A 22,085-nucleotide genomic window follows, 5' to 3' on the forward strand; every position below is an offset into this window, starting at 1 on the left:
GAAAGGGTCTACACATGTCCGAATCCCTCGCTGCAGACGCCAAGGCCGCCTTCAAGGCGATCCGCGTCTCGCTTGCCGTCTCAGGTGCCCTCTCGCTCCTCGCCGGCATCGTCCTGCTGGTGTGGCCGATCAAGTCGATCGTCTTCGTCACCGGCATCTTCGCCGCATATCTGATCGTCGCCGGCCTCGTCTACATCGGCCTCGGCATCTTCTCCAGTTCCAAGGGCGGGTGGGCTCGTGCGGGTCATATCGCCCTGGGTGTGCTCTACATCGTCGCCGGTGTCATCGCCTTCTCCAACCTTCAAGAGGCGGCTGTCACGTTCGCGCTGATCACCGTCATCTTCATCGGCATCAGCTGGCTGTTCGACGGCATCGTCTCGCTGACGCTGCTCGGCAGCGACGGCTCGCGCACGTGGACGCTGCTGTACGCGATCCTCAGCATCGTCGCGGGTGTCTTCGTGCTGTTCAACGTGCTCGCCGCGGGCATCTGGCTGTGGATCTTCTTCGGAGCGTCGCTGGTCGTCCTCGGCATCGTGCAGATCGTCCGGGCCATCACGCTCGGTCGTGACGCGAAGTCGGTCGCCGGCGCAGTCAACGGCTGAGTGCTGCCGCCGAGACGCACATCGGCCCCGAACTGTTCGCAGTTCGGGGCCGATGTCGATTCAGTGAGTCACTCCGCGACGAAACCGCTGACGTCGCCGACGAGGCGGGTGTTGTCAGCGGGAACCGGGTCGATCGCCGCCTGTGCCACCTCGGCCGCGAACTCCGACACGTTGTAGAGCTTGCCGGCCGACTCGCGGCGCTCCGAGATCGCGCCCGGGTTGGCACGCTCGAGAAGAGTCGCGGTGATCGTGCCCTCGATCATGTCGCCCGAGACGACGGTGAAGCCGATCCCCTTCTCGGCGAGGCTCGGGATGAGCTCGCGCAGAGCGTCTTCGCCTGCACGCTTCGACAGCGCGACCGGCAGGTACTCGGGCATCGTGGGTGTGGTGCGGATGAAGTGCGCCTGGTGGCTCGTCACGAACACGACGCGCGAGCCCTCGCCCAGCAGCGGGGTCGCGGCGCCCAGAACGTTGAGCTGCGCATCGCGGTTGAGGGTGAGGGCGTAGTCCTCAGCCATTCCCGATTCCATGCCGCCCGAGGCGTTGAGGACGAGAACGTCGAGCCGGCCGAACTCGCTCTTCACCGCGTCGAACATGTCGGCGACGGATGCCGGGTCGGTGAGGTCCGCGCCGACCACGAGCACACGGCGGCCGAGTCCACGCAGCTCGGCGGCGAGCTTCTCGGCGCGGGGCGCCTTGTTGCGGAAGTTGATGACGACGTCGGCTCCGGCCTCGGCGAAGTAGCGCACCGTGTCGGCGCCGATGCCGCGGGACGAGCCGGTGACAAGAGCGACCTTGCCGTCGAGGGAACCTGCGGGAAGAACGTCGGACACGGTGACTCCTAGAGATGCGCTGATCGCCGCGAGAACGCGACCCACTCACATTACCAACGGCCGCTCGCGGCACCCGGATCGGCGCTCGGCACCGTGATAGGTTGACCGCAAAGGAGGCCGCATGAACGACGTCACGACTTTCGTAGAGTTCATCGACCAGTGGGCATGGATCGGGTGGCTGGTGCTGATCGCCGCCTTCCTCGTGATCGAGATGCTCTCGTTGGACTTCACCTTCCTGATGCTGAGCTTCGGAGCGGCCGTCGGCCTCATCACCGATCTCGTCGGCATCCCGGTCTGGGCGCAGGTGATCATCGCGGCAGCCGCCGCCGGCCTCTTCATCCTGTTCATCCGGCCGCCCCTGCTCAGGAGGCTGCATCGGGGTGAGGACCCGACGAAGTCGAACGTCGATGCGCTCATCGACCTCCGCGGTCTCGCCCAGCAGGAGATCACCCAGGTCTCCGGGCAGGTGAAGCTCAGCAACGGCGACACCTGGACGGCCCGCACGGCCTCTCCCGTCGCGATTCCCGCAGGGGCCGCGATCGCCGTCACCGCGATCCACGGCGCCACCGCCATCGTCCGTCCCGTCAACGACTAGGAGAACAAGTGGACGACTCCAATTTCATCCCCACCGCGATCGGATGGATCCTCGCGATCGCCGTCATCATCTTCGTGGTGGTCACGATCGCACGCTCGATCCGCATCATCCCCCAGGCGACCGCCGGCGTCGTGGAGCGGCTCGGCCGCTATCACAAGACGCTCATGCCCGGCCTGAACATCCTGGTGCCGTTCATCGACCGGCTGCGGCCGCTGATCGACATGCGCGAGCAGGTCGTGTCCTTCCCGCCGCAGCCCGTGATCACCGAGGACAACCTCGTCGTGTCGATCGACACCGTCGTCTACTTCCAGGTGACGGATGCGCGCGCGGCGACCTATGAGATCGCCAACTACCTCGGGGCTGTCGAACAGCTCACCACCACCACGCTCCGCAACGTGGTCGGCGGCCTGAACCTCGAAGAGGCGCTGACCAGCCGCGACAACATCAACGGCCAGCTGCGCGTCGTGCTCGACGAGGCCACCGGCAAGTGGGGAATCCGCGTCGGACGCGTCGAGCTCAAGGCGATCGACCCGCCCGTCTCCATCCAGGACTCGATGGAGAAGCAGATGCGCGCCGAGCGAGACCGCCGCGCCGCCATCCTCACGGCCGAGGGATCGAAGCAGTCTCAGATCCTCGAAGCCGAGGGTCAGCGCCAGGCCGCCATCCTCCAGGCCGAGGGTGACAAGCAGGCGGCAGTGCTCCGCGCCCAGGGTGAGGCCGAGGCGATCCAGAACGTCTTCAGCGCCATTCATCAGGGACAGCCGGACGACAAGCTCCTCGCATACCAGTACCTGCAGATGCTGCCGAAGATCAGCGAGAGCTCCTCGAGCAAGCTGTGGATCATCCCGAGCGAGCTCACCGAGGCGCTCAAGGGCATCGGCAGCGCGTTCACTCCGAAGCCTCCGACGGGCACTCCGGGCGCGTGACGCACCCGTACTTCGCGAAGACACGTCACCCCCGAGTCCTCGCCCACCGCGGTCTTGTCACCGCTGCGGGCGAGGACTCGGGCGTGTGGGAGAACAGCGCGGTGGCGTTCGCCGCAGCTCATGCGGCAGGGGTCGAGTACATCGAAACCGACTGCCATCTGACGGCGGACGGTGATGTGGTCCTCCTGCACGATCCCGACCTCAGCCGTCTGAACGGCGACGAGCGAGCGGTGGCCGACATCGGCACGCGCGAGCTTCGCGACATCTTCGCTGGGCACGGCGGTCTGCTCACTGCCGGAGAGGCGCTCGATGCCTTCCCCGAGGTGCGCTTCAACATCGATGTGAAGACGGATGCCGCGGCGGTGACGCTCGGACGGGTCGTAGCCCCGCACGCTCACAGGGTGCTCGTGACGAGCTTCTCTGATGCGAGACGGCGGGTCGCGGTCGCTGCAGCCGTCGATGCGGGAGCCGACATCCGCCCTGCCACCTCCGGCGGCAGCCGTACGATCGCGCAGATGGTCGCTCGGTCCGCCCTGCGCCTCTCCCCTGCTCGCCTCCTCCGGGACCTCGATGCGCTGCAGATACCCGAGCGACAGCGCGGCATCCACGTGCTCACCCCGGCGCTCCTGCGCGCCGCACACCGACACGGCGTCGAGGTCCACGTATGGACGGTGAACGATCCTGCGGACATGACGCGCCTCGTCGCCGCGGGCGTCGACGGCGTGGTCTCCGACCGGGCGGATCTCGCCCTCGAGGTGCTCGGCGCGCCATAGGTCGTCGCGCTGGGATTCACCTGTGAATCCCAGCGAGAACACGTCTTCTCGGATGAGAAGCACAGGCTCGAGCGTTATACCTGACAGCGACGAGAGGACCACACAATGGCAGATCGCAGCCTGCGCGGCATCCGACTCGGCGCCCAGAGCCTACAGAGCGAAGAGGGCGTCGTTTTCATGGAGCGCCGTGAGACCACCTACACCTGTGACACATGCGGCCACGTCACGAACCTGATGTTCGCGGCGGACGCCGAGCCGCCCCAGACTTGGGAGTGCCGCTCCTGCGGCGCTGAGGCACGCCTGAACGTCGATGGCCAGGCCGTCACGCTCGAGGCCACCGACGAGAAGGCCGCACGTACGCACTGGGACATGCTCCTGGAGCGCCGTACCCGCGCCGAGCTCGAAGAACTGCTCGAGGAGCGTCTCGCGGTTCTGCGTGCCCGCCGCGGCGCCGGGGAAGACCCCAGCCGTCAGAAGATCGGCGCCTAGGCGCGCCGGGAGCGCCAGCCTCCGAACAGGAGCGCTCCGATCCCGCCCCACACCAGCAGCTGCTGAATCCAGGGGCTGAGGATCACCCCAGCCGTGAGGCCGGAGCGAAGCTCGACATCCTCGAGCATCGCCCCGGCCTCATCTGCATCCAGCGCTGTCACCGTCGATCCGTCGGGCCGGATGATCTGGCTCGTTCCGACCGTGGAGACGTTCACCACGCTGCGTCCCGTCTCGATCGCGCGCATGCGTGCGAACGCGAGCTGCTGCAGATTCTCATCTGTGCCGCGGAAGTCCGCGTTGTTCGTCTGAAAGACGAGCACCTCCGCGCCATCGGACACTCCTTCATGCACGAGGTCGTCGTAGATCACGTCGAAGCAGATCGCGAGGCCGACCTTCACCCCGTCGACGTCCACGACGGGCGGGTTCGTGCCCGGCGTGTACTCACGCCCGATCAGCCCGATGAGGTCGGGCACGATCGCGTAATAGAAGGCGCGGTCCGGTACGTACTCGCCGAACGGCACCGGATGCCGTTTGTCGTGCACCTGCTCGGCGGCTCCCTGTCGGGGCCACAGCATCGAGGTGTTGAAGTAGAGGTCGTCACGGCCGGTCGCCGCGTTCGCGAGCAGCGGCGCGTCGATGCTGTTCGCGACGCGGGTCATCCTGCGGGCGGTCGCGGCGTCTTGGAACGGATCGTAGTCGAGCGACCCCTCTGGCCACACCAGCAGATCGACATCCTTGCCGTAGAGCGGCTCAGTGGCAGCCGTCTGCGCGTCGATCACCGAATACGGCTCGCGCTGGTCGAAGTATCCGGTCGGCCCGTTCCCCTGCACGGCGGCGATGCGCAGAGATCCGGCATGCGCCGTCGGGAAGAGCGGCGTGAACAGCAGAACAGCCGCCACCGCAGCAGGGGCGATCAGTCTGAGCGGCCGCCTCCAGATGCCGAGCCGTGTCGTCTCGATCAGCATCGCGACCAGCAGCACCATGAGGAAGCTCAGCCCGCTGACGCCCAGCCATGAGGTCACAGGCGCGAGCGGGCTCTCGGCCTGGGTCATGCCCAGACGCGCCCACGGGAAGCCGCCGTACGGCCAGTTGCCGATGAACAGCTCGCGGCCGACCCACAGCGCAGCGACGACTGCAGGAAGCAGCAGAAGCCGCCCTGCGGGCCCGGGGGCCGCGCGCGGAAGCCACCGGTACGCCAACGCGATCGGGACCAGCGCGATGGCCGTCAGACCGCCCTCGACGACGCTCAGAGCCGCCCACGGGATCGGGCCGAGATACCGCGAGGTCCATGAGACGAGCAGCGCGAAGAAGAGGATGCCGTACACCAGGCCGACAAGGAGGGCACCGCCTGCACGTCGCCCGATCAGCGACAGCAGCAGAAACGCCACAGCCGGGAACGCGAAGATCCAGATGGCAGGCCCCGGGTACGACGCGTACATCAGCAGCGCGGACGCGGCGGCCGCCGGCAGCGCGAGTGGCAGCGGAAGCAGCGGACGCGGGCGCGCGGACGGATCGGACATCTGCTCCCCCGTCACATCGACGAGTAGGCCACGATGCCGCGGCGGATGCCGTCAAGCGCCGTGCGCGCATTGCGGGTCAGGGCTGCGTCTTCGGCGACGATCGAGAGCTGATCCAGGAGGTCGATGGTCTGCTTCGCCCAGCGGACGAAGTCGCCCGCGGCCATGTCCGCGTCGATCAGGACGCGATCGAGCATTCCGCCGCGCGCCCAGGAGTGCATCGCGCCGGCAAGGCCGGGCGCGAGCGGCTCGGTGCCGGGCAGCTGATGATCCTTCTCGAGATCGTCGAGCTCGGCCCAGAGAGTGGTCGTCTTGTCGTAGGCGGTGCGGAACGCGCCGCGAGGAAGGTTGCGCTCCCCCGCGTTCGCCTCGTCGCGACGGGGCTCGTAGACCAGGCAGCAGGCCATGGCCGCGAGAGAGGGCGCGTCGAGGCCCTTCCACAGCCCCTGACGCAGAGATTCGGCGACGAGGAGGTCGCGCTCCCCGTAGATGCGGCGCATCGTGCGACCGGCATCCGTGAGGGACGTCTCACCGTCCACCACCGTGAGATAGTCGAGCGTCTCGAGCACCTCGACGACCCGGTCGAAGACACGCGCGACCGTGCCCGTGCGCGTCTCGATCTGGCGGCGGATGCGGTCGGTCTGCCGCTTGAGCTTCCAGTAGCGCTCCGCCCAGCGCGCGTGCGCCTCGCGGTCGGGGCAGCGATGGCATCCGTGCCGCTGCATCTGCCCCCGAAGCGACTGGATGCGCTTCATGCGCTTCTCTCGTGCGCCGCGCGGCGCGTGAGAGTCCTGCCGGTTCTTCTTCTCGAGGTCGCTGAGCTCGCGTCGGATCGCCCCGTACTCGACGAAGTCTCCGTGCTCGCATTCCATCGACTTCTGGTAACCGGCGAGCGACGCCTCGGCCTCGCGCACCTGCCGCGCGAGCCCCACGACCGCGCGGTCGGCCTGGAACTGCGCGAACGACGATTCCAGGATCTGGCGCGCTCTGTTCTTGCCGAACAGGTCGATCAGGTTCACGGCCATGTTGTACGTCGGGCGGAAGCTGGAGTTCAGAGGATAGGTGCGGCGGGAGGCGAGAGCCGCGACCGCCTGCGGGTCCATGCCCTCGGTCCACTGGACCACAGCGTGACCCTCGACGTCGATGCCTCGGCGCCCCGCACGACCCGTGAGCTGGGTGTACTCCCCCGACGTGATCGCCACGCGTGCCTCGCCGTTGAACTTCTCCATCTTCTCGAGGACGACGGTGCGGGCCGGCATGTTGATACCGAGCGCCAGCGTCTCGGTCGCGAAGACGACCTTGACCAGCTTGCGCCGGAAGAGCTCTTCGACGACCTCCTTGAACGCCGGGAGAAGACCGGCGTGATGGGCTGCGACACCGCGTTCGAGGTCGTCGAGCCACTCCCAGTATCCGAGCACCCCGAGGTCCTCATCCTGCAGGGAGCGTGTCGATTCCTCCACGATGGCGCGGATCTCCGTCCGCTCCTCGGTCGTGGTCAGGCGAAGGCCCGAGCGGCGGACCTGCGCCACGGCGGCGTCGCATCCCACACGGCTGAAGATGAAGAAGATCGCGGGCAGCAGGTTGGCGCGATCGAGCAGATGCACGACCTCTGGCCGGTCGACGCGCTCGATGCGGCGGGCGTCGGGCCTTCGCCCTCCGCGCTGCGGGCGCTGCGCCTGGCGGCCGGCGTGCCGGTCGCTGCGGTACGACTGGGCTCGGCGGTTGTTGTCGTAGTTCGAACCGGTGAAGGAGCGGATGCGCATGAGCTCCTGGTTCACCTTGGTCGTGGCGAGGCCGGCGCGCTCGTCGAACAGCGGCAGCAGGTCGTCGCGCACGAGCACGTGCTGCTCGAGGGGAACCGGGCGGATCTCCGACACGATCACCTCGGTGTCGCCCCGCACCGTGTCGAGCCAGTCGCCGAACTCCTCGGCGTTCGACACGGTGGCACTCAGCGAGACGAGCCGCACGTGCTGCGGCAGATGGATGATGACCTCTTCCCACACGGCGCCGCGGAAGCGGTCGGCGAGATAGTGAACCTCGTCCATGATCACGTAGCGCAGATCGCGCAGGGCGGCCGAATCGGCATAGATCATGTTGCGCAGCACCTCGGTGGTCATGACCACGATGCGCGCGTTGCCGTTGATGTTCGTGTCGCCCGTGAGAAGACCGACCTGATCGGCACCGTAGACGTCGACCAGCTCGCGGAACTTCTGATTCGACAGCGCCTTCATCGGCGTCGTGTAGAACGCCTTGTCGCCCGGCGTCTGCATCGCCAGATGGATCGCGAACTCGCCGACGATCGTCTTTCCTGCACCCGTCGGAGCGGCGACGAGAACGCTGCGGCCACGCTCGAGCGCATGGCAGCCGGCGACCTGGAAAGGGTCGAGATCGAAGCGCTGGCGGGCGGCGAAGGCGGTGGTATGCGGATGCTCGGACGCCTCGCGCGCCGCCGCATAGCGCTCGGCGGGCGAACTCACGAGACCTCTGGCAGAAGGCCTGCGGCCTTCTCGCGCTTGGCCCGGCGTCGGTCGAAGAGCAAGGACACCACTGTCGCCGCGAAGTAGAGGACGACGAGGATGCCTGCGAGAAGGAACATCGAGAAGATGTCTGCGGCCGGCGTCGTGATCGCGGCGAAGAGGCAGGCGATGAGGATCGCGATCCGCCACCCCTTCAAGATCGCCTTGCCGCTCATCACGCCGGCGACGTTCAGCGCCACGAGGAACACCGGCAGCACGAAGGAGACTCCCACGACAAGCACGAACTTGAACATGAAGTCGTAGTACTGACCGGCGTCGAAGTAGTTCACGCCGCCCTCAGGGACGAAGGTCGACATGATCTCGATCACGTGCGGCGCGACCAGAACCGCCACATAGCCGCCCGCGAAGAACAGCGGTATCGCCGCCCCCACGAAGCCGAGCGTGTAGCGGATCTCCTTGCGAGTGAGACCCGGCATGATGAACGCCCAGACCTGCCACAGCCAGATCGGCGCCGACAGCAGCATTCCGATCGCGAGCGCGATGCGCATGCGCAGGTCGAATCCTGAGGAGACCGCGGAGAAGACCAGCTGCGCGAACGGGGTCTCGGTCCCGCGCTCCGCGTCGAGAATCCGGATCGGACCCGTGATGTACCAGATGACCTGGTCGGTCACGAAGAACGCGACGACCATGCCGACGGCGAGGCCGATCACCGCGATGATGAGCCTCTTCCGCAGCTCGACCAGGTGCGCCGCGAGCGTCATCCGCCTCTCGCGAGGCGGAACGACGTCCGACGCAGCGGAACTCTTGGCCACGCCTACGACGAGCGCGGCGGCGTGTCGGTGCTCGGCGCCTCGGTCGACGTCGTGGTGCCCGAAGCGGTGTCGGCAGGAGCGGCGTCCGCCTTGTCGGCGGCGTCCTCCGCCTTCATAGCCTTCATCTCACCCCGGAACACGCGGGCCGACTGGCCCATGCTCTTCGCCAGTGCAGGGAGCTTCGCCGCGCCGAAGAGCAGCAGGATGATGATGAGGATGATCCACAGGTGCGGACCGGCGAACAGATTGCCCATGAGAAAGTCTCCTCGTTGATTTCTGCCAGTCTAACCGGCGTCGCCGGCGTCAGGTCGGTAGTAGAGCGCGAGTCCGGCCGCGGCCCAGTCATGGGTCGCTGCCCTGGCGATGCCCGGCTCCACGACTTCCAGTGCTCCGCCGAACCTCGCGGCGAGGCGCTTGATGCTGCGCGGATCGGCGAGATGCAGTCGTGCCGTCACGACGCCGCCCTGCGTCTCCACGCTGTCGACCGAGAAGAACGCGCCGAGGAGCGGCGCGAGCCGCTCGGGGATGCGCACCGTGACCTCGCCGTCGCCCGAAGCCGCGGAGAACGCCTCGGGAACGGGATCGCCGCGGTGCGTGATCGCGATGTCCGTGAGCTGCGGGTCGCTCACACGATCCAGGTGGAACGTGCGCATCCCCTTCCGGAGGTGGCACCATCCCTGCAGGTACCACTGGCCGTTCGTGATGAGGATCTGCACGGGGTCGACCGTGCGCGTCGTGGGCGCAGCATCCGGAGCCTTGTAGGTGAACGAGACGGCGACGCCGTCCTGCACGCCCCTGGCGACCACCGTGCGCACCTCGTCGACGGCGCTGGGCGCGATCACCACCTCGGCCGGTGCGTCTGCGGCGCCACGCGAGAGCTTGGCGATCAGGCCCTTGACCAGTCCTGTGTCGGACACGGCGGGCACTGCGGCGACCATCTGGAGACCGGCGAGCAGGGCGGCAGCCTCGCGCGCTGTGAAGCGAGGAACCCGCCGCAGCGCCACGTCGTTGGTGATCTCGATCACGTCTTCGTCGTCGAGCAGGTCCCAGTTGATGTCGAACATCTCCTGCGGCTGCTGCCAGTACCCGGAATCGCCGGGGAGCCCGATGACGGTGAGCTTCTCGACCATCGACCGCATCTCCTCGCGGCCGACGCCGAACTCCGCGGCGGCCTCATCGAGGGACACCTGGCCATGCTCGAGCAGGTACGGCACGAGCGTCAGATACAGTCGCACGCGATCGGCGGCGAGCAGGGGCTTCGGCTGGGCGCTCACGGCGAGACCTCGGCATTCGTCTCGACGACGGCTCGCAGCCGCGCGATGACGGCGTCTCGCAGCGCGGCGGGCTCGACGACGCGCACCTCCGGGCCGTAGGAGGCCAGCTCGTCGGCGAAGATGTGCACATCGACGAAGGGAACAGTGATGCCCTGCACGGCCGGGGTCGCGCGGCGCCCCAGTCGCAGAGAGGCCTCGGTCCCGGGGGTGACCTCGAGGAGCGCCGAGTTGCGGGCGGCGACCTCTTCGAGACCGGCGACGGCTCGGTCTCCGGCGCCCTCACGCAGCGCCGGGTCGAAGGAGACATTCGTGATCTTGACGGCTCCGACGATGCGGCTCAGCAGGAACGTCCGGTCCCCGCCCGCCTCGACATCGATGCCGAAGACGTGCCAGCGGGCCTCGTAGTCGACGAGTGCGAGGGGCCGGATGCGGCGCGTGCGGGCAGCATCCTCCCCCGGCTTCAAATACTCGAACGTGACGACGCGGCTCTTCTCTATCGCCTCCTGCAGCGGAGCGAAGGCAGCGTCTCGCGCGGTGATGCGCGGGGCGAACCCGATGATCGGCTCGTCGCCGTCGATGCCGAGGGCGCGGATCTTGCGGACGCCTGCCTGCGCGTCGCCCGAGACGGACTCGGCACTCCAGACGCTGCCGGCGAGCTGCAGGACGGCGAGTTCGGCGGGACTGAAGTCGATGTCGGTCGGCAGATCGTATTCCGCCTGCGGAATACGGTAACGCGCCTCGCGAAGGTCGTTGGGGTCGCTCGCCTCGCCGATGGTCTCGACGGGGATGCCGAGCTTGCGCAGCTCGTCTTTGTCGCGCTCGAACATCTTCTCGAGCGCATCCGAGCGGGCTCCGGCATCCGCTCGCTGACGGTACCCCGAGACGTTGTCGAGGATCTGCTGTTTGGTCAGCCCGATCTCCGTGGCCATGAGCGCCACGACGAGGTTCGTCAGGCGCTCCTCCGCGGGAATCCCGGCTGCCATCACTGCTGCTGCTGCTGCGGTGCCGCTGTCGTGATGCCGAGGATGTCGACGACGAGGACCTGGGCCGGCGACGACTCGTCCGCACCGGGCGTGACGATCATGAGCTGAGAGCCCACGGTCGCACCGACCATCTCGGGCAGAGGCGAGGTGACGAGAGAGGTCGTGCCCCAGCTGGTGCCCGCCACGCTCTTGTCGTCCCAGTTGAGGACCGTGTGGTTGACGACAACGAAGTCGCCCTCCTTCACCTTCGGGCCATCGCCCTTGATGAGGGTCTGCACCACCGCCTCCTTCGGGGCCGCGGAGTCCGGGATGATCACACCGGGCGTCCCGTCGGGGGCGCGCACAACGGTCGGCAGGCCTCGCGCATCGTTGAACTGCGGAGTGCCCTCGGCCTTCGGCAAGAACACCTGGCCGATGTCGAAGACGATGACGACCGTGCCGGCATCCGACTGCGCGCCCATGTCCTTCGACGTGAGCAGACCGACCACGCGGCTCCCGCCCGTGGCGCACTGGAGCACCTCGCTGAGCGCCGGAGAGACCTGGCTCCAGTACGCGATGTCGTGCGGCTGCGTCGTCGAGGCGTCGTAGCCCGTGGTCTGGAGCTTCTCGCCCGTCGTGCCGTCATACGTGGTCACGTTGGCGATGAACGGCTGGTTCGTGTTCACGATCGCGGGGCCGTCACCGACGACGGCGTCGGAGAACTTCGTGGACTTGGCCTTCACAGGGCCGTACACCTCGACGTCCGGCTCCGAGCCGACGTCTCCCGAGGTGCTGACGGAATCCGCAAGTCCGGCCGAGGCGTTCGCCGTGCGGTCGCAGGCGGCGCCGTCGAAGGACGGCGCCGACGAGCAGCCCGTCAGGGCGAGGACGGCAAGGCTGAGAGTCGCCAGAGCGGCGGAGGTTTTACGCACGGGCTCAAGCATATTCCGTCGTCCCATCGGTGTCGCGCGATGCCGCGGCGAGGCGCGCCCCCTCAGCGGCCTTCGCGGCCTCGCGAGCCCGCTTGCGCAGGTTCTTGTCTGTGATCTCGCGGTCGCCGACCGCCCCGGGCGTCCAGAGCTCGACATCCTCGTCGCCGTAGCTGCTCTTCGAGGCGCGGCGCTTGACGGAAGGAGCGATCGCTCCTGGTGCGAGACGCCGAGCTGTGAGCAGGAATCCGGTGTGCGCGACCATCCGGTGGTCCGGGCGGACCGCGAGGCCCTCGACGTGCCAGCCGCGCACCATGGTCTCGGAAGCGTCGGGATCCGTGAACAGCCCGGTGCCGCGGATGTACTCCGCGACGCGAGACAGCTGGGTCGCCGTCGCGACGTAGCAGAGCACCACGCCCCCCGGCGTGAGGGCCTCGGCGACGACATCCATGCACTCCCAGGGGGCGAGCATGTCGAGCACGACCCGATCGACGGTGCCGGGCGAGAACTGCTGCGGAAGCTGCTCGGCGAGGTCGCCGACGACGACGTCCCAGGTGTCCGGGGTCTCTCCGAAGAATGTGGCGACGTTACCGCGCGCCACGTCGGCGAAGTCGTCTCGGCGTTCGAACGACACCAGACGACCAGACGGCCCGACGGCGCGCAGAAGCGACAGCGACAGGGCCCCCGAGCCGACGCCTGCCTCGACCACGACGGCACCGGGGAAGACATCGGCCTGCATCACGATCTGTGCGGCGTCCTTCGGGTACACGATGGCCGCTCCCCTGGGCATCGACATCGCGAAGTCCCGCAGCAGCGGACGCAGAGCGAGGTAGTCGTGGCCGGAGCTGTTCGCGACGACCGAGCCGTCGGGCAAGCCGATGAGGTCGCGGTGCCGCAGCACGCCGTGATGCGTGTGCAGTTCGCCGTCTTCGCGGAGAGTGACGGTGTGCAGGCGGCCTTTCGGCCCCGTCAGCTGCACCCGATCGCCCTCGCGAAAGGGTCCGCTCGGGCGCTTCGCGGTGGATGGGATCATCGGGTGACTCCTGTCAGAGACGTCGAGAGGCGGGTGAACAGTTCTGCGATGTCGGATGCTCCGCGCTCGGCGAGCGTCGGCCACAGCTCGTGCGCGCCGACGCCGTCGAGCGAGACGATATGCGGGACGCCCAGTGCCACGGCACCCGAGGCGATGCCCGCCCGCAAACCGGTCGGAGAATCCTCGATGATCACGGTCTCGGTGATGTCGACACCGAGGAGCGAGGCGGCGCGCAGATAGGGCTCGGGGTGAGGCTTGGGGTTGTCGACGTCATCGCCCGCGACGACGATGTCGAAGGCCTTGAAATCGATCAGCTCGACGACTCCGAGAGCCATGCGGCGCAGGGACATGGTCACCAGCCCCGTGCGGATGCCGGCGGCCCGCAGATCCTGCAGCAGCTCCTGGGCACCAGGGCGGAACGGCACGCCCTGCGTCCGCAGCGCCTCCTGCACGGCATCCGTCAGGCAGGAGATGATCGCCTCGGCGGGCAGGTCGACGCCCGCGTTCTGCAGGATGATCGCGCTGTCGATCAGGCCGTTGCCGACGAGCTGAAGAGCATCCTCGTGGGTCCAGCGGCCGCCGTACGACTCGACCAGCGCCGTCTCCGCGGCCATCCAGTACGGCTCGGTGTCGACGAGTGTCCCATCCATGTCCCAGAGGACTGCGCCCGGCTGTCTGCTCACTGGACCATGTTAGCCGTGGCTGCACCGGGCTCCGCCGTCGCGGACTAGCCTGGAGGGATACCCCGTCCACCGTCATGAAGGGAGCACACGATGGATGTTCTCGGTTCGCGCATCATCATCGCCGCCTTCGACGGCTGGAACGACGCCGGCGAGGCGGCGAGTGGCGCGATCGCAGCTCTGCGATCGATGACCGACTACGACCTCGTGCACTCGATCGACCCGGAGCTCTACTTCGACTATCAGTACACCCGCCCCGCCACCAAGATGGACGGCGAGGGACGCCGCCAGCTGACGTGGCCGGAGGCGGGACTGTGGCGTCCGCGTGATCCCGCATCAGGGCCCGAGTTCTGGCTCCTCACCGGAGTCGAGCCCGCCCGCACCTGGCAGGCGTTTGCGTCGGAGTTCATCGACGTCGCGCTGCGTGACGACGTCACCGGGCTCGTGACGCTCGGGGCCATGCTGTCGGATGTGCCGCATACCCGCCCCATCTCGATCTTCGCGTCGAGTCAGAACGACGAGGTCCGCGAAGCTTACGGACTCGAGCGATCGCTCTACGAGGGCCCGGTGGGCATCCTGAGCGTGTTCGAGCACTTCGCCGAGAACGCCGGCATCCCCACAGCGAGCCTCTGGGCGAGCGTGCCGCATTACGTCGCCTCTGCCACGCCCTCCCCCAAGGTCACTCTCGCTCTGCTCGACCGTCTCGAGGAGCTCACCGGGGTCGATGTGCCCCGCGACAACCTGCGCACCGAAGCGGCGGCTTGGGAGGCGTCGATCGATGCGGCGGCCGCCGACGACGAGGACATGGCCGAGTACATCCGACAGCTCGAGCGCACGCGGGACACCTGGGACTCGCCCGAGGCGTCCGGCGATGCGATCGCTCAGGCCTTCGAGCGCTACCTGAAGCGGCGCGGCGACGGCCCCGGAGATCTCAAGCGGTGAGCACGCCGGTGCTGAGCAGCACCAGCAGCGCTGTGCCCAGCAGCACGCGGTAGATCACGAACGGCAGGAAGCTGCGCTTCGAGATCCAGTTCATGAAGAACGCGATGACGCCGAGTGCCACGACGAAGGCGATTCCGGTCGCCGCGAGGGTCTCGCCGAAGGAGAAGTGCTGGTTCGGCTCGTCCCAACTCTTGTAGACCTGGAAGAATCCGCTGCCGAAGACCGCGGGGATCGCGAGCAGGAACGCGTAGCGTGCTGCTGCCGCGCGCTCGTAGCCGAGGAACAGACCCATCGTGATGGTGCCTCCCGAACGCGAAACGCCGGGGATCAGGGCGAGGGCCTGCGCGAAGCCGTAGGCGATGCCGTGCGGATAGGTGAGATCGTCGAGATTGCGGCGCTTCGCGCCGATGTGATCGGCGATGCCGAGCAGGATGCCGAAGACGATCAGCATCACGGCGACGATCCACAGCGATCGCAGAACGCTCTCGATCTGGTCCTGGAAGAGCAGTCCGAGCACGACGATCGGGACGCTGCCGATGATGATCATCCAGCCCATGCGCGCGTCGGGATCGTTGCGGGGAATCTTGCCGGTCAGAGACCGGAACCAGTGCGAGATGATCCGCACGATGTCGCGCCAGAAGAACACCACGACCGCAGCCTCGGTGCCGATCTGCGTGATCGCGGTGAAGGCGGCACCGGGGTCCTCGCCCGAGGGCAGGAAGCTGCCCACGATGCGCAGATGCGCGCTGGACGAGATCGGCAGGAACTCGGTGAGTCCCTGGACGATGCCGAGGAGGAGGGCTTCGAGCAGGTTCATACGGGGCCTTCTGTGCGGGCTGCGCCGGCGGGAGTCGGGCGCTCAGTACGAGCGCAGCAGATCGGCCAGCACCTGCTGACCGAAGACAAGCGAGTCTACGGGCACTCGCTCATCGACACCGTGGAACATGCCCGTGAAGTCGAGATCGGCGGGCAGTCGCAGGGGCGCGAATCCGTAGCCGGTGATGCCGAGGGATGCGAGAGCCTTGTTGTCGGTGCCCGCGCCGAGCAGGTACGGGATCACGGGAACGCCGGGGTCGTGTGCGCCGATGCTCGCGACCATGGCCTCGACCAGGCCGCCCTCGAACGGCGTCTCCATCCCGATGTCCTGCACCACGATCTCGATTGCGATCTCGTCGCCGACGATGCGCTGCAACTCGGCGAGGACGTCGTCTTCTGTGCCGGGGATCACTCGCACGTCGATCAGCGCTTCGGCGCGCTCGGGGATCACATTGTGCTTGTAACCGGCCGTCAGGGCGGTCGGGTTCGTCGTGGTGCGGAAGGTGGAGCGAAGGAACGCCTCGGCAGGGCCGGATGCCGCGGCCAGCGCGTCCGGGTCGTCGACAGAACGGCCGCTGAGCTCGCTGAGTCCTTCGAGCAGCGCTCTGGTGGTGTCGGTGAGGTGGATCGGCCAGCGGGTGCGTCCGATCGCGGCGACAGCTTCGGCGAGCTTCGTCACCGCGTTGTCTTCGTGCAGGCGGCTGCCGTGACCCGCGCGGCCCTTCGCGACGAGACGGATCCAGATCATGGCCTTCTCGCCCACCTGCAGCAGGTACGCGCGCCTGTCGTCGACGGTGATCGAGTAGCCGCCGACCTCGCTGATCGCCTCGGTCGCGCCCTCGAACCACTCGGGCTTGTTCTGGACGACGAGGGCGGATCCCTCCACGCCGCCGTTCTCCTCATCGGCGAAGAAGACGAGGATCAGGTCGCGCTCCGGCTGCTCCCCCGCGCGGATGATGTCGGCGACCGCCGTGAGGATCATGGCGTCCATGTTCTTCATGTCCACCGCTCCGCGGCCCCACAGCATCCCGTCCTGCACGATGCCGGCGAACGGATCGACGGTCCAGTCCTCCGCCACGGCGGGGACGACGTCGAGGTGCCCGTGGACGACGAGAGCGGGCTTGGATCGATCGCGCCCGGCGATGCGGGCCATCACGTTCGTGCGGCGCGGAATCGGCTCGTAGTACTCGACCTCCAAGCCGAGTCCTTCCAGGAACCGTCCCACGTACTCCGCCGCCTCGCGCTCGCCCTTCGCGTTGCCTCCGCCGTAGTTCGACGTGTCGATGCGGATCAGCTCGCCGGCGATGCGGACGACCTCGGGAAGCGGCTGGGCAGTCATGGGTCAAGGCTATCGAACCGGCGGGGCGCGCCCGGGCGTCTCGGCCGGTTTCAGAGTGCCCCCTCCCCCGTGCTAATGTAAATCTTCGTTCGGCAACGAACATCCAACACCTGCGCGGGTGGCGGAATGGTAGACGCGCTAGCTTGAGGTGCTAGTGCCCGATAGGGCGTGGGGGTTCAAGTCCCCCTCCGCGCACAGAACGATGAAGAGCCCCGGTCCTGAGGATCGGGGCTCTTCGTCGTTTCCACGGGGCGGCTGCGGCTGGTTGCCACCACAGCCGCCTCCCGAGGAGACGGCGCTCGCGCCGCTACAGCGCGCCCACCCCGAACACCAGACCGAGCACGTAGGTGATCGCCGCCGCTCCGAAGCCGATCGCGAGCTGGCGCATGGCCCGACGCAGAGGCGGTCCTCCGGAGAGGATGCCGACCATCGCACCCGTCGACAGCAGAGCGATGCCGACGAGGACGAGCGCGACGATGACGGCCGTGGCACCCTGCAGGCCGAAGATCCACGGGAGCACCGGAACGATCGCTCCGGAGGCGAACAGCAGGAAACTCGAGATCGCGGCGGTCCAGTCGCTGCCCACGATCTCGTGATCGGTGCCGTGGTGCGTGCCCACGGGGCCGGTGCTCGTGTGCTGAACCCCGGCTCGAGCCGCCGTCACGATCTTTCGCGCGCGACTGAGAGATTCCGCCTCGTCCATACCGCGCGCGCGATAGACGAGTGCCAGCTCGTTCTCGTCGATGTCGAGGTCGGCGGCGGAAGCCGCCGCATCGTCGTTCGCCTCCGTCGAGGCGAGGAGCTCGCGCTGCGAGCGCACCGAGACGAACTCCCCCGCCCCCATCGACAGGGCGCCGGCGAGCAGACCGGCGATGCCGCTGAACAGCACGAAGGCGCTGCTGACTCCGGTCGCACCGATGCCGAGCACGAGAGCGAGATTGCTGACCAGGCCGTCGTTCGCTCCGAACACCGCTGCGCGGAACGACCCGGACAGCCGACGCCTCCCGCGCGCCGCCAGCCCGCGAACGACCTCGTAGTGCACCTTCTCGTCGGCACGCATCGCCGGCGAGGCCCAGGCCTCCGTGTCGTAGGGCGATCGGGCCTCCGCGCTCTGCGCGAGAGCGAGGACGAAGATCGAGCCGAAGCGTCCAGCCATCCATCCGAGCATCCGAGAGCGCAGACCCGCACGAGGCAGACGCGCCGGCTCGTTCCCGAGCAGGTCCAGCCAGTGCTGCTCGTGACGACGCTCGGCCTCCGCCAGGCTCAGCAGGATCTCGCGTTCTTCACCGTCCCGGCGAGCGGCGAGTCTCTGGTAGACCGTGCCTTCGGCGCGCTCCTCGACGAGGTAGCGCGCCCATCGGCGACGATCTGCGGCGGTGGGCTCTGCGGCAGCGGGGGCTGTCATGCATTCCTCCAGGATTCGGACAACCGTTCAACGCTATCCGTGCGGATGCCGCGACATGGCCTCAGGACGAGGATTGCCAGGATTTCGGGAATCCGAACCCGTCGACGGGCTCAGGAGCGCACGCGCTTGCGCAGCACCTCGATGCGCGACTGCAGCTGCGTCACCGTGGCCTGCGCCACGGCCGGGCCTCCGCAGATCCGCCGCAGCTCGGCATGAACCGAGCCGTGCGGTTCACCGGTCTGACGGGCGTACAGCCCGACGAGGCTGTTCAGCAGCTGCCGCTGCTCTTTGAGAGTGCGGTGCAGGGGCGCAGGCAGGGTCGTCGTCTCGGTCGGGCCGGCGGTCGACTCTCTCACCTCGCGCAGCCGCGACTGGCGTGCGGCGCGCTGCATGAGCAGCTCGTGCACATGCTCGGGTTCGAGAAGTCCAGGGAACCCGATGAACTCCTCCTCCTCGGGGGTGCCGGGCTCGGCGAGCTGTCCGAAGTCCTTGCCGTCGAACACCACACGGTCGAAGTGCGCGATCGATGAGAGCGCCTGATAGGTGAACTCCTGCGTGAGGGCGTCTGAGGCGTCGTCTTCGCGATTCGCGCTTTCGAGCAGCGAGTCGTCGAGCCCGTCGGCGTCTTTGTCGTGCCGGTCCAGAGCGTGGTCGCGCTGCTTCTCGAGCTCGTTCGCGAGCCCCATCAGCACGGGCACGTTGGGCAGGAAGACGCTCGCGGCCTCGCCGCGGCGCCGGGCCCGCACGAACCGCCCGATGGCCTGGGCGAAGAACAGCGGAGTCGACGAAGACGTGGCGTACACGCCGACTGCCAAACGCGGGACGTCCACACCCTCCGAGACCATGCGCACCGCGACCATCCAGCGGTCGTCGCTCGCGCTGAACTTCTCGATCCGTTCAGAGGCCGAGGCGTCGTCGGAGAGCACGATCGTCGGTTGGCGCCCCGTGATTCCGTGCAGGATCTTGGCGTAGGCTCGCGCGACGGTCTGATCCGTGGCGAGCACCAGCCCGCCGGCATCCGGAACGTGATGGCGGATCTCGGTGAGACGCCGATCGGCCGCCGAGAGAACCGCCGGCATCCACGACCCCTCAGGGTCCAGCGCCGTGCGCCAGGCCTGGGAGTTGACGTCCTTGGTGTTGTCCTGACCGAGATGCGCCTCGAGCTCGTCGCCGGCGCTGGTGCGCCAGCGCATCTTGCCCGCATACATGTGGAACAGCACCGGTCGCACGACGCCGTCGGCGAGGGCGCGGCCGTAGCCGTAGTTGTAGTCGGTGCTCGATATGCGCGCGCCGGATTCGTCGGGCAGGTACTCGACGAACGGGATCGGCGCCGTGTCGCTGCGGAACGGCGTACCGCTCAGCAGCAGTCGGCGCTTGGCGGGACCGTAGGCGTCGCGGATCGCGTCGCCCCAGCTCAGCGCGTCACCGCCGTGGTGCACCTCGTCGAGGATCACCAGGGTCTTGGCGTCTTCGGTCAGGTGTCGATGCACGGACGATTTCGCCGCGACCTGGGCGTATGTGACGACCACGCCGTGGTACTGCCGCGCCGGAGCCCAGTGGCTGTTCTTGAAATACGGGTCGAGCCTGATGTGCACGCGCGCAGCGGCATCCGCCCACTGCGTCTTCAGGTGCTCGGTGGGCGCGACCACGATGATCCGGTTCACTTCGCCTGTGCGCATCAGCTCGACGGCGAGCGTCAGCGCGAACGTGGTCTTGCCTGCTCCGGGCGTCGCGGCGACGAGGAAGTCCCGCTTGTCCGCCTGGAAATACTGCTCGAGCGCCTCCTGCTGCCAGGCCCGCAGCTTGTTCGCCGTGCCCCACGGGGCGCGCTGAGGGAAGGAAGGAGAAAGCATCCCTTCAAAGATAATCGGTGCATCCGACACCCGGCGCACGAGGACGCATGCCGGTAGGCTCGTGGTCTGCGCCGCCGCGAACCACGGACGGCGCATGTTCGTGAAGGAGAGCTGGATGACCGACCAGGATTCGACCCGGACCCCATTCGTGGCCAACGAGACCCCGCACCCGTGGCGACGCTTCGTCGCGGTCGGAGACTCGTTCACCGAAGGAATCGGCGATCCCGATCCCTCGGTGCCCGGCAGCCACCGAGGCTGGGCCGATCGTGTCGCCGAGGTGCTCTCGCAGCAGGTCGACGACTTCGCCTACGCGAACCTGGCCGTGCGCGGCAAGCTGATCGCGCAGATCGTCAACGACCAGATCGAGCCCGCTGTCGCTCTGCGCCCCGACCTGGTCTCCATCTGCGCCGGCGGTAACGACGTCATCCGCCCCGGCACCGACCCCGACGCGATCGCCGTGCAGCTCGAGGACGCGGTCGCGCGGCTCGCATCGACCGGCGCCGCCGTCGTCCTGTTCACGGGCATCGACACGGGGTTCACCCCGGTCTTCCGTCCGTTCCGCGGCAAGGTGGCGATCTACAACGAGAACGTGCGAGCGATCGCAGACCGGCACGACTGCATCGTGGCGGATCAGTGGGCGCTCAAGGTCGTGCAGGACCCGCGGTTCTTCGATGACGACCGCCTGCACTACAACGCGCTCGGACACCACGAGGTCGCGCGCATGGTGCTGCGCGCCCTGAACGTTCCGAACGATCTCGAGGCGATGCAGCCGGAGCCTGTCCCGGTGCGCACGTGGCGCGAAGCCCGTGGCGAGGATCTGGGCTGGGCACGTGAGCACCTCGTACCATGGGTGCTGCGCCGTCTACGCCATCAGTCGTCCGGAGACCACGTCGCGGCCAAGCGGCCGGAGGCCGCTCCCATCATCCGGCTCGAGACGGACCGGAGCTGACGGCGGCGGCGCCGGTCAGCGCGACACCGCCCACAGGGCGACGGCAGCCGCCGACGCGACGTTGAGGGAGTCCACTCCCCCGGTCATCGGGATCGTGACGACGGTGTCGGCGGAGGCGAGGGCCTCCGGAGAGAGACCGTCGCCCTCGGAACCCATCATGAGAGCTACACGTGCGGGCCGGTTGCGTGCGAACGCATCCAGAGGCACCGCATCGTCGGCCAGCGCAAGGGCCGCGAGTTCGATCCCCGCGGCGTGCAGATCCGCGACGCCTGTCTCCCACTCATCGATCCGCGTCCACGGCACCTGGAACACCGTTCCCATGCTCACGCGTACGCTGCGGCGATACAGCGGATCCGCGCAGCGCGGCGACACGAGCACGGCATCCGCCCCGAGGCCGGCCGCAGCGCGGAAGGCCGCGCCGACGTTCGTGTGATCACCGATCCCCTCGAGAAGCAGGATCAGCGAGGCATCCGCGACGATCTCGGCGACCGAGGGCAGCGTCGGCCGGTGCATCGAGGCGAGAGCTCCTCTGTGCACGGCGAAGCCGGTGACGGCCTCGGCCACCTCATCGGGGACGACATAGACCGGAACATCGTGATCGACCAGCAGAGCGCGGATGCCGTCGACCCAGCGCCGCTGCACCATGACCGACCGCGGGCGGTGACCTGCAGCCACGGCACGCTCGATGACCTTCGCCGACTCGGCGATGTAGAGGCCTCCCTCAGGCTCCGACGCCGCGCGCAGCGCGGTGTCCGTGAGCGCCCGGTAGTCGTCCAGCCGCGCGTCGTCCGCCGAGGCGATCTCGATCAGTTCCATAGACCTCAACTGTGTCATGAGCGGAGAGCCGTCGAGTTGCGCGCCCCGTAGACTCGCTGAGGG

At 68.0% G+C, this 22,085-nt stretch carries 22 protein-coding genes and 1 tRNA gene; 8 read left to right on the plus strand and 15 right to left on the minus strand.

Translation table 11 applies throughout. The features are described from left to right. Positions 1-14: 14 nt before the first annotated feature. A complete protein-coding gene (locus RS84_RS14985) occupies positions 15-602 on the plus strand; it encodes an HdeD family acid-resistance protein (RefSeq protein WP_045258584.1) in 588 nt (195 codons plus the stop codon). Between the two features lie 68 nt (positions 603-670). Here RS84_RS14985 and RS84_RS14990 read toward each other — a convergent pair whose 3' ends face one another. After that, the gene (locus RS84_RS14990) at positions 671-1,435 is read right to left on the minus strand and encodes an SDR family oxidoreductase (RefSeq protein ID WP_045258585.1); all 765 of its coding nucleotides are present in this window, start codon (positions 1,433-1,435) and stop codon (positions 671-673) included. 121 nt (positions 1,436-1,556) lie between these two features. Between RS84_RS14990 and RS84_RS14995 the strand changes: the two genes are divergently transcribed. The 4 genes from RS84_RS14995 (at position 1,557) to RS84_RS15010 (ending at position 4,218) form a co-directional block, all read left to right on the plus strand. Further along, entirely contained in the window at positions 1,557-2,030 is a 474-nt protein-coding gene (locus RS84_RS14995) for an NfeD family protein (protein WP_045258586.1), read from the plus strand. Between the two features lie 8 nt (positions 2,031-2,038). Then, positions 2,039-2,956, plus strand: coding sequence for an SPFH domain-containing protein (locus RS84_RS15000; RefSeq protein WP_045258587.1), 918 nt, complete (start codon positions 2,039-2,041; stop codon positions 2,954-2,956). Beyond that, complete coding sequence (locus RS84_RS15005; RefSeq protein ID WP_045258588.1) at positions 2,953-3,729, plus strand: glycerophosphodiester phosphodiesterase family protein; 777 nt, start codon at positions 2,953-2,955, stop codon at positions 3,727-3,729. The genes RS84_RS15000 and RS84_RS15005 overlap by 4 nt, the downstream gene beginning before the upstream one ends. A gap of 105 nt (positions 3,730-3,834) precedes the next feature. Then, on the plus strand, positions 3,835-4,218 hold the full coding sequence (locus RS84_RS15010; RefSeq protein ID WP_045258589.1) for an RNA polymerase-binding protein RbpA: 384 nt from the start codon (positions 3,835-3,837) through the stop codon (positions 4,216-4,218). Here the strand turns inward: RS84_RS15010 and lnt are convergent. The 9 genes from lnt to RS84_RS15055 are packed head-to-tail and all read right to left on the minus strand — an operon-like array spanning position 4,215 to position 13,905. After that, positions 4,215-5,738, minus strand: a complete 1,524-nt coding sequence (gene lnt, locus RS84_RS15015) for an apolipoprotein N-acyltransferase (RefSeq protein ID WP_045258590.1) — start codon at positions 5,736-5,738, stop codon at positions 4,215-4,217. The two genes, RS84_RS15010 and lnt, sit on opposite strands and share 4 nt — an antisense overlap. An 11-nt stretch (positions 5,739-5,749) precedes the next feature. Beyond that, positions 5,750-8,212 carry a DEAD/DEAH box helicase gene (locus tag RS84_RS15020; protein WP_045258591.1) on the minus strand — a complete coding sequence of 821 codons (2,463 nt, stop codon included), beginning with the start codon at positions 8,210-8,212 and terminating at the stop codon, positions 5,750-5,752. Then, positions 8,209-8,973: a twin-arginine translocase subunit TatC gene (gene tatC / locus RS84_RS15025; RefSeq protein ID WP_045258592.1), complete on the minus strand. Its 765-nt coding sequence runs from the start codon at positions 8,971-8,973 to the stop codon at positions 8,209-8,211. Before tatC ends, RS84_RS15020 begins: the two co-directional genes overlap by 4 nt. A gap of 53 nt (positions 8,974-9,026) precedes the next feature. Continuing rightward, on the minus strand, positions 9,027-9,278 hold the full coding sequence (locus RS84_RS15030) for a twin-arginine translocase TatA/TatE family subunit (RefSeq protein WP_045258593.1): 252 nt from the start codon (positions 9,276-9,278) through the stop codon (positions 9,027-9,029). Positions 9,279-9,308: 30 nt separating this feature from the next. Further along, the gene (locus RS84_RS15035; protein ID WP_045258594.1) at positions 9,309-10,298 is read right to left on the minus strand and encodes a helix-turn-helix transcriptional regulator; all 990 of its coding nucleotides are present in this window, start codon (positions 10,296-10,298) and stop codon (positions 9,309-9,311) included. Next, entirely contained in the window at positions 10,295-11,281 is a 987-nt protein-coding gene (locus tag RS84_RS15040) for a helix-turn-helix transcriptional regulator (RefSeq protein WP_045258595.1), read from the minus strand. The genes RS84_RS15035 and RS84_RS15040 overlap by 4 nt, the downstream gene beginning before the upstream one ends. Further along, positions 11,281-12,192 (minus strand): hypothetical protein, encoded by a 912-nt coding sequence (locus RS84_RS15045; protein WP_045259229.1) that lies wholly within the window; start codon positions 12,190-12,192, stop codon positions 11,281-11,283. The genes RS84_RS15040 and RS84_RS15045 overlap by 1 nt, the downstream gene beginning before the upstream one ends. A 4-nt stretch (positions 12,193-12,196) precedes the next feature. Continuing rightward, positions 12,197-13,222, minus strand: coding sequence for a tRNA (adenine-N1)-methyltransferase (locus RS84_RS15050; protein ID WP_045258596.1), 1,026 nt, complete (start codon positions 13,220-13,222; stop codon positions 12,197-12,199). Next, positions 13,219-13,905, minus strand: coding sequence for an HAD family hydrolase (locus tag RS84_RS15055; protein WP_268748621.1), 687 nt, complete (start codon positions 13,903-13,905; stop codon positions 13,219-13,221). Before RS84_RS15055 ends, RS84_RS15050 begins: the two co-directional genes overlap by 4 nt. A gap of 90 nt (positions 13,906-13,995) precedes the next feature. Between RS84_RS15055 and RS84_RS15060 the strand changes: the two genes are divergently transcribed. Then, on the plus strand, positions 13,996-14,844 hold the full coding sequence (locus RS84_RS15060) for a PAC2 family protein (RefSeq protein WP_045258598.1): 849 nt from the start codon (positions 13,996-13,998) through the stop codon (positions 14,842-14,844). On the opposite strand, the gene RS84_RS15065 is transcribed toward RS84_RS15060, so the two are convergent. After that, entirely contained in the window at positions 14,834-15,661 is an 828-nt protein-coding gene (locus RS84_RS15065; protein WP_045258599.1) for an undecaprenyl-diphosphate phosphatase, read from the minus strand. The two genes, RS84_RS15060 and RS84_RS15065, sit on opposite strands and share 11 nt — an antisense overlap. 42 nt (positions 15,662-15,703) lie before the next feature. Then, the gene (locus tag RS84_RS15070; protein WP_045258600.1) at positions 15,704-16,999 is read right to left on the minus strand and encodes a M20/M25/M40 family metallo-hydrolase; all 1,296 of its coding nucleotides are present in this window, start codon (positions 16,997-16,999) and stop codon (positions 15,704-15,706) included. 112 nt (positions 17,000-17,111) lie between these two features. On the opposite strand from RS84_RS15070, the gene RS84_RS15075 reads away from it, so the two are divergent. Further along, a tRNA-Leu gene (locus RS84_RS15075) sits at positions 17,112-17,194 on the plus strand. A gap of 112 nt (positions 17,195-17,306) precedes the next feature. Here the strand turns inward: RS84_RS15075 and RS84_RS15080 are convergent. Both RS84_RS15080 and RS84_RS15085 read right to left on the minus strand, forming a co-directional pair. Continuing rightward, the gene (locus RS84_RS15080) at positions 17,307-18,404 is read right to left on the minus strand and encodes a VIT1/CCC1 transporter family protein (RefSeq protein ID WP_045258601.1); all 1,098 of its coding nucleotides are present in this window, start codon (positions 18,402-18,404) and stop codon (positions 17,307-17,309) included. Positions 18,405-18,514: 110 nt separating this feature from the next. Continuing rightward, on the minus strand, positions 18,515-20,257 hold the full coding sequence (locus tag RS84_RS15085; protein WP_045258602.1) for a DEAD/DEAH box helicase: 1,743 nt from the start codon (positions 20,255-20,257) through the stop codon (positions 18,515-18,517). A 115-nt stretch (positions 20,258-20,372) separates the two neighbouring features. Between RS84_RS15085 and RS84_RS15090 the strand changes: the two genes are divergently transcribed. Further along, positions 20,373-21,206, plus strand: a complete 834-nt coding sequence (locus RS84_RS15090; protein WP_045259230.1) for an SGNH/GDSL hydrolase family protein — start codon at positions 20,373-20,375, stop codon at positions 21,204-21,206. A 15-nt stretch (positions 21,207-21,221) separates the two neighbouring features. Here the strand turns inward: RS84_RS15090 and RS84_RS15095 are convergent, their stop codons facing one another. Next, positions 21,222-22,022 carry a TrmH family RNA methyltransferase gene (locus tag RS84_RS15095; protein ID WP_045258603.1) on the minus strand — a complete coding sequence of 267 codons (801 nt, stop codon included), beginning with the start codon at positions 22,020-22,022 and terminating at the stop codon, positions 21,222-21,224. Positions 22,023-22,085 lie beyond the last annotated feature (63 nt).

The organism is Microbacterium hydrocarbonoxydans (genome assembly GCF_000956475.1).
In the GTDB taxonomy this organism is placed as follows: Bacteria; Actinomycetota; Actinomycetes; order Actinomycetales; family Microbacteriaceae; genus Microbacterium; species Microbacterium hydrocarbonoxydans_A.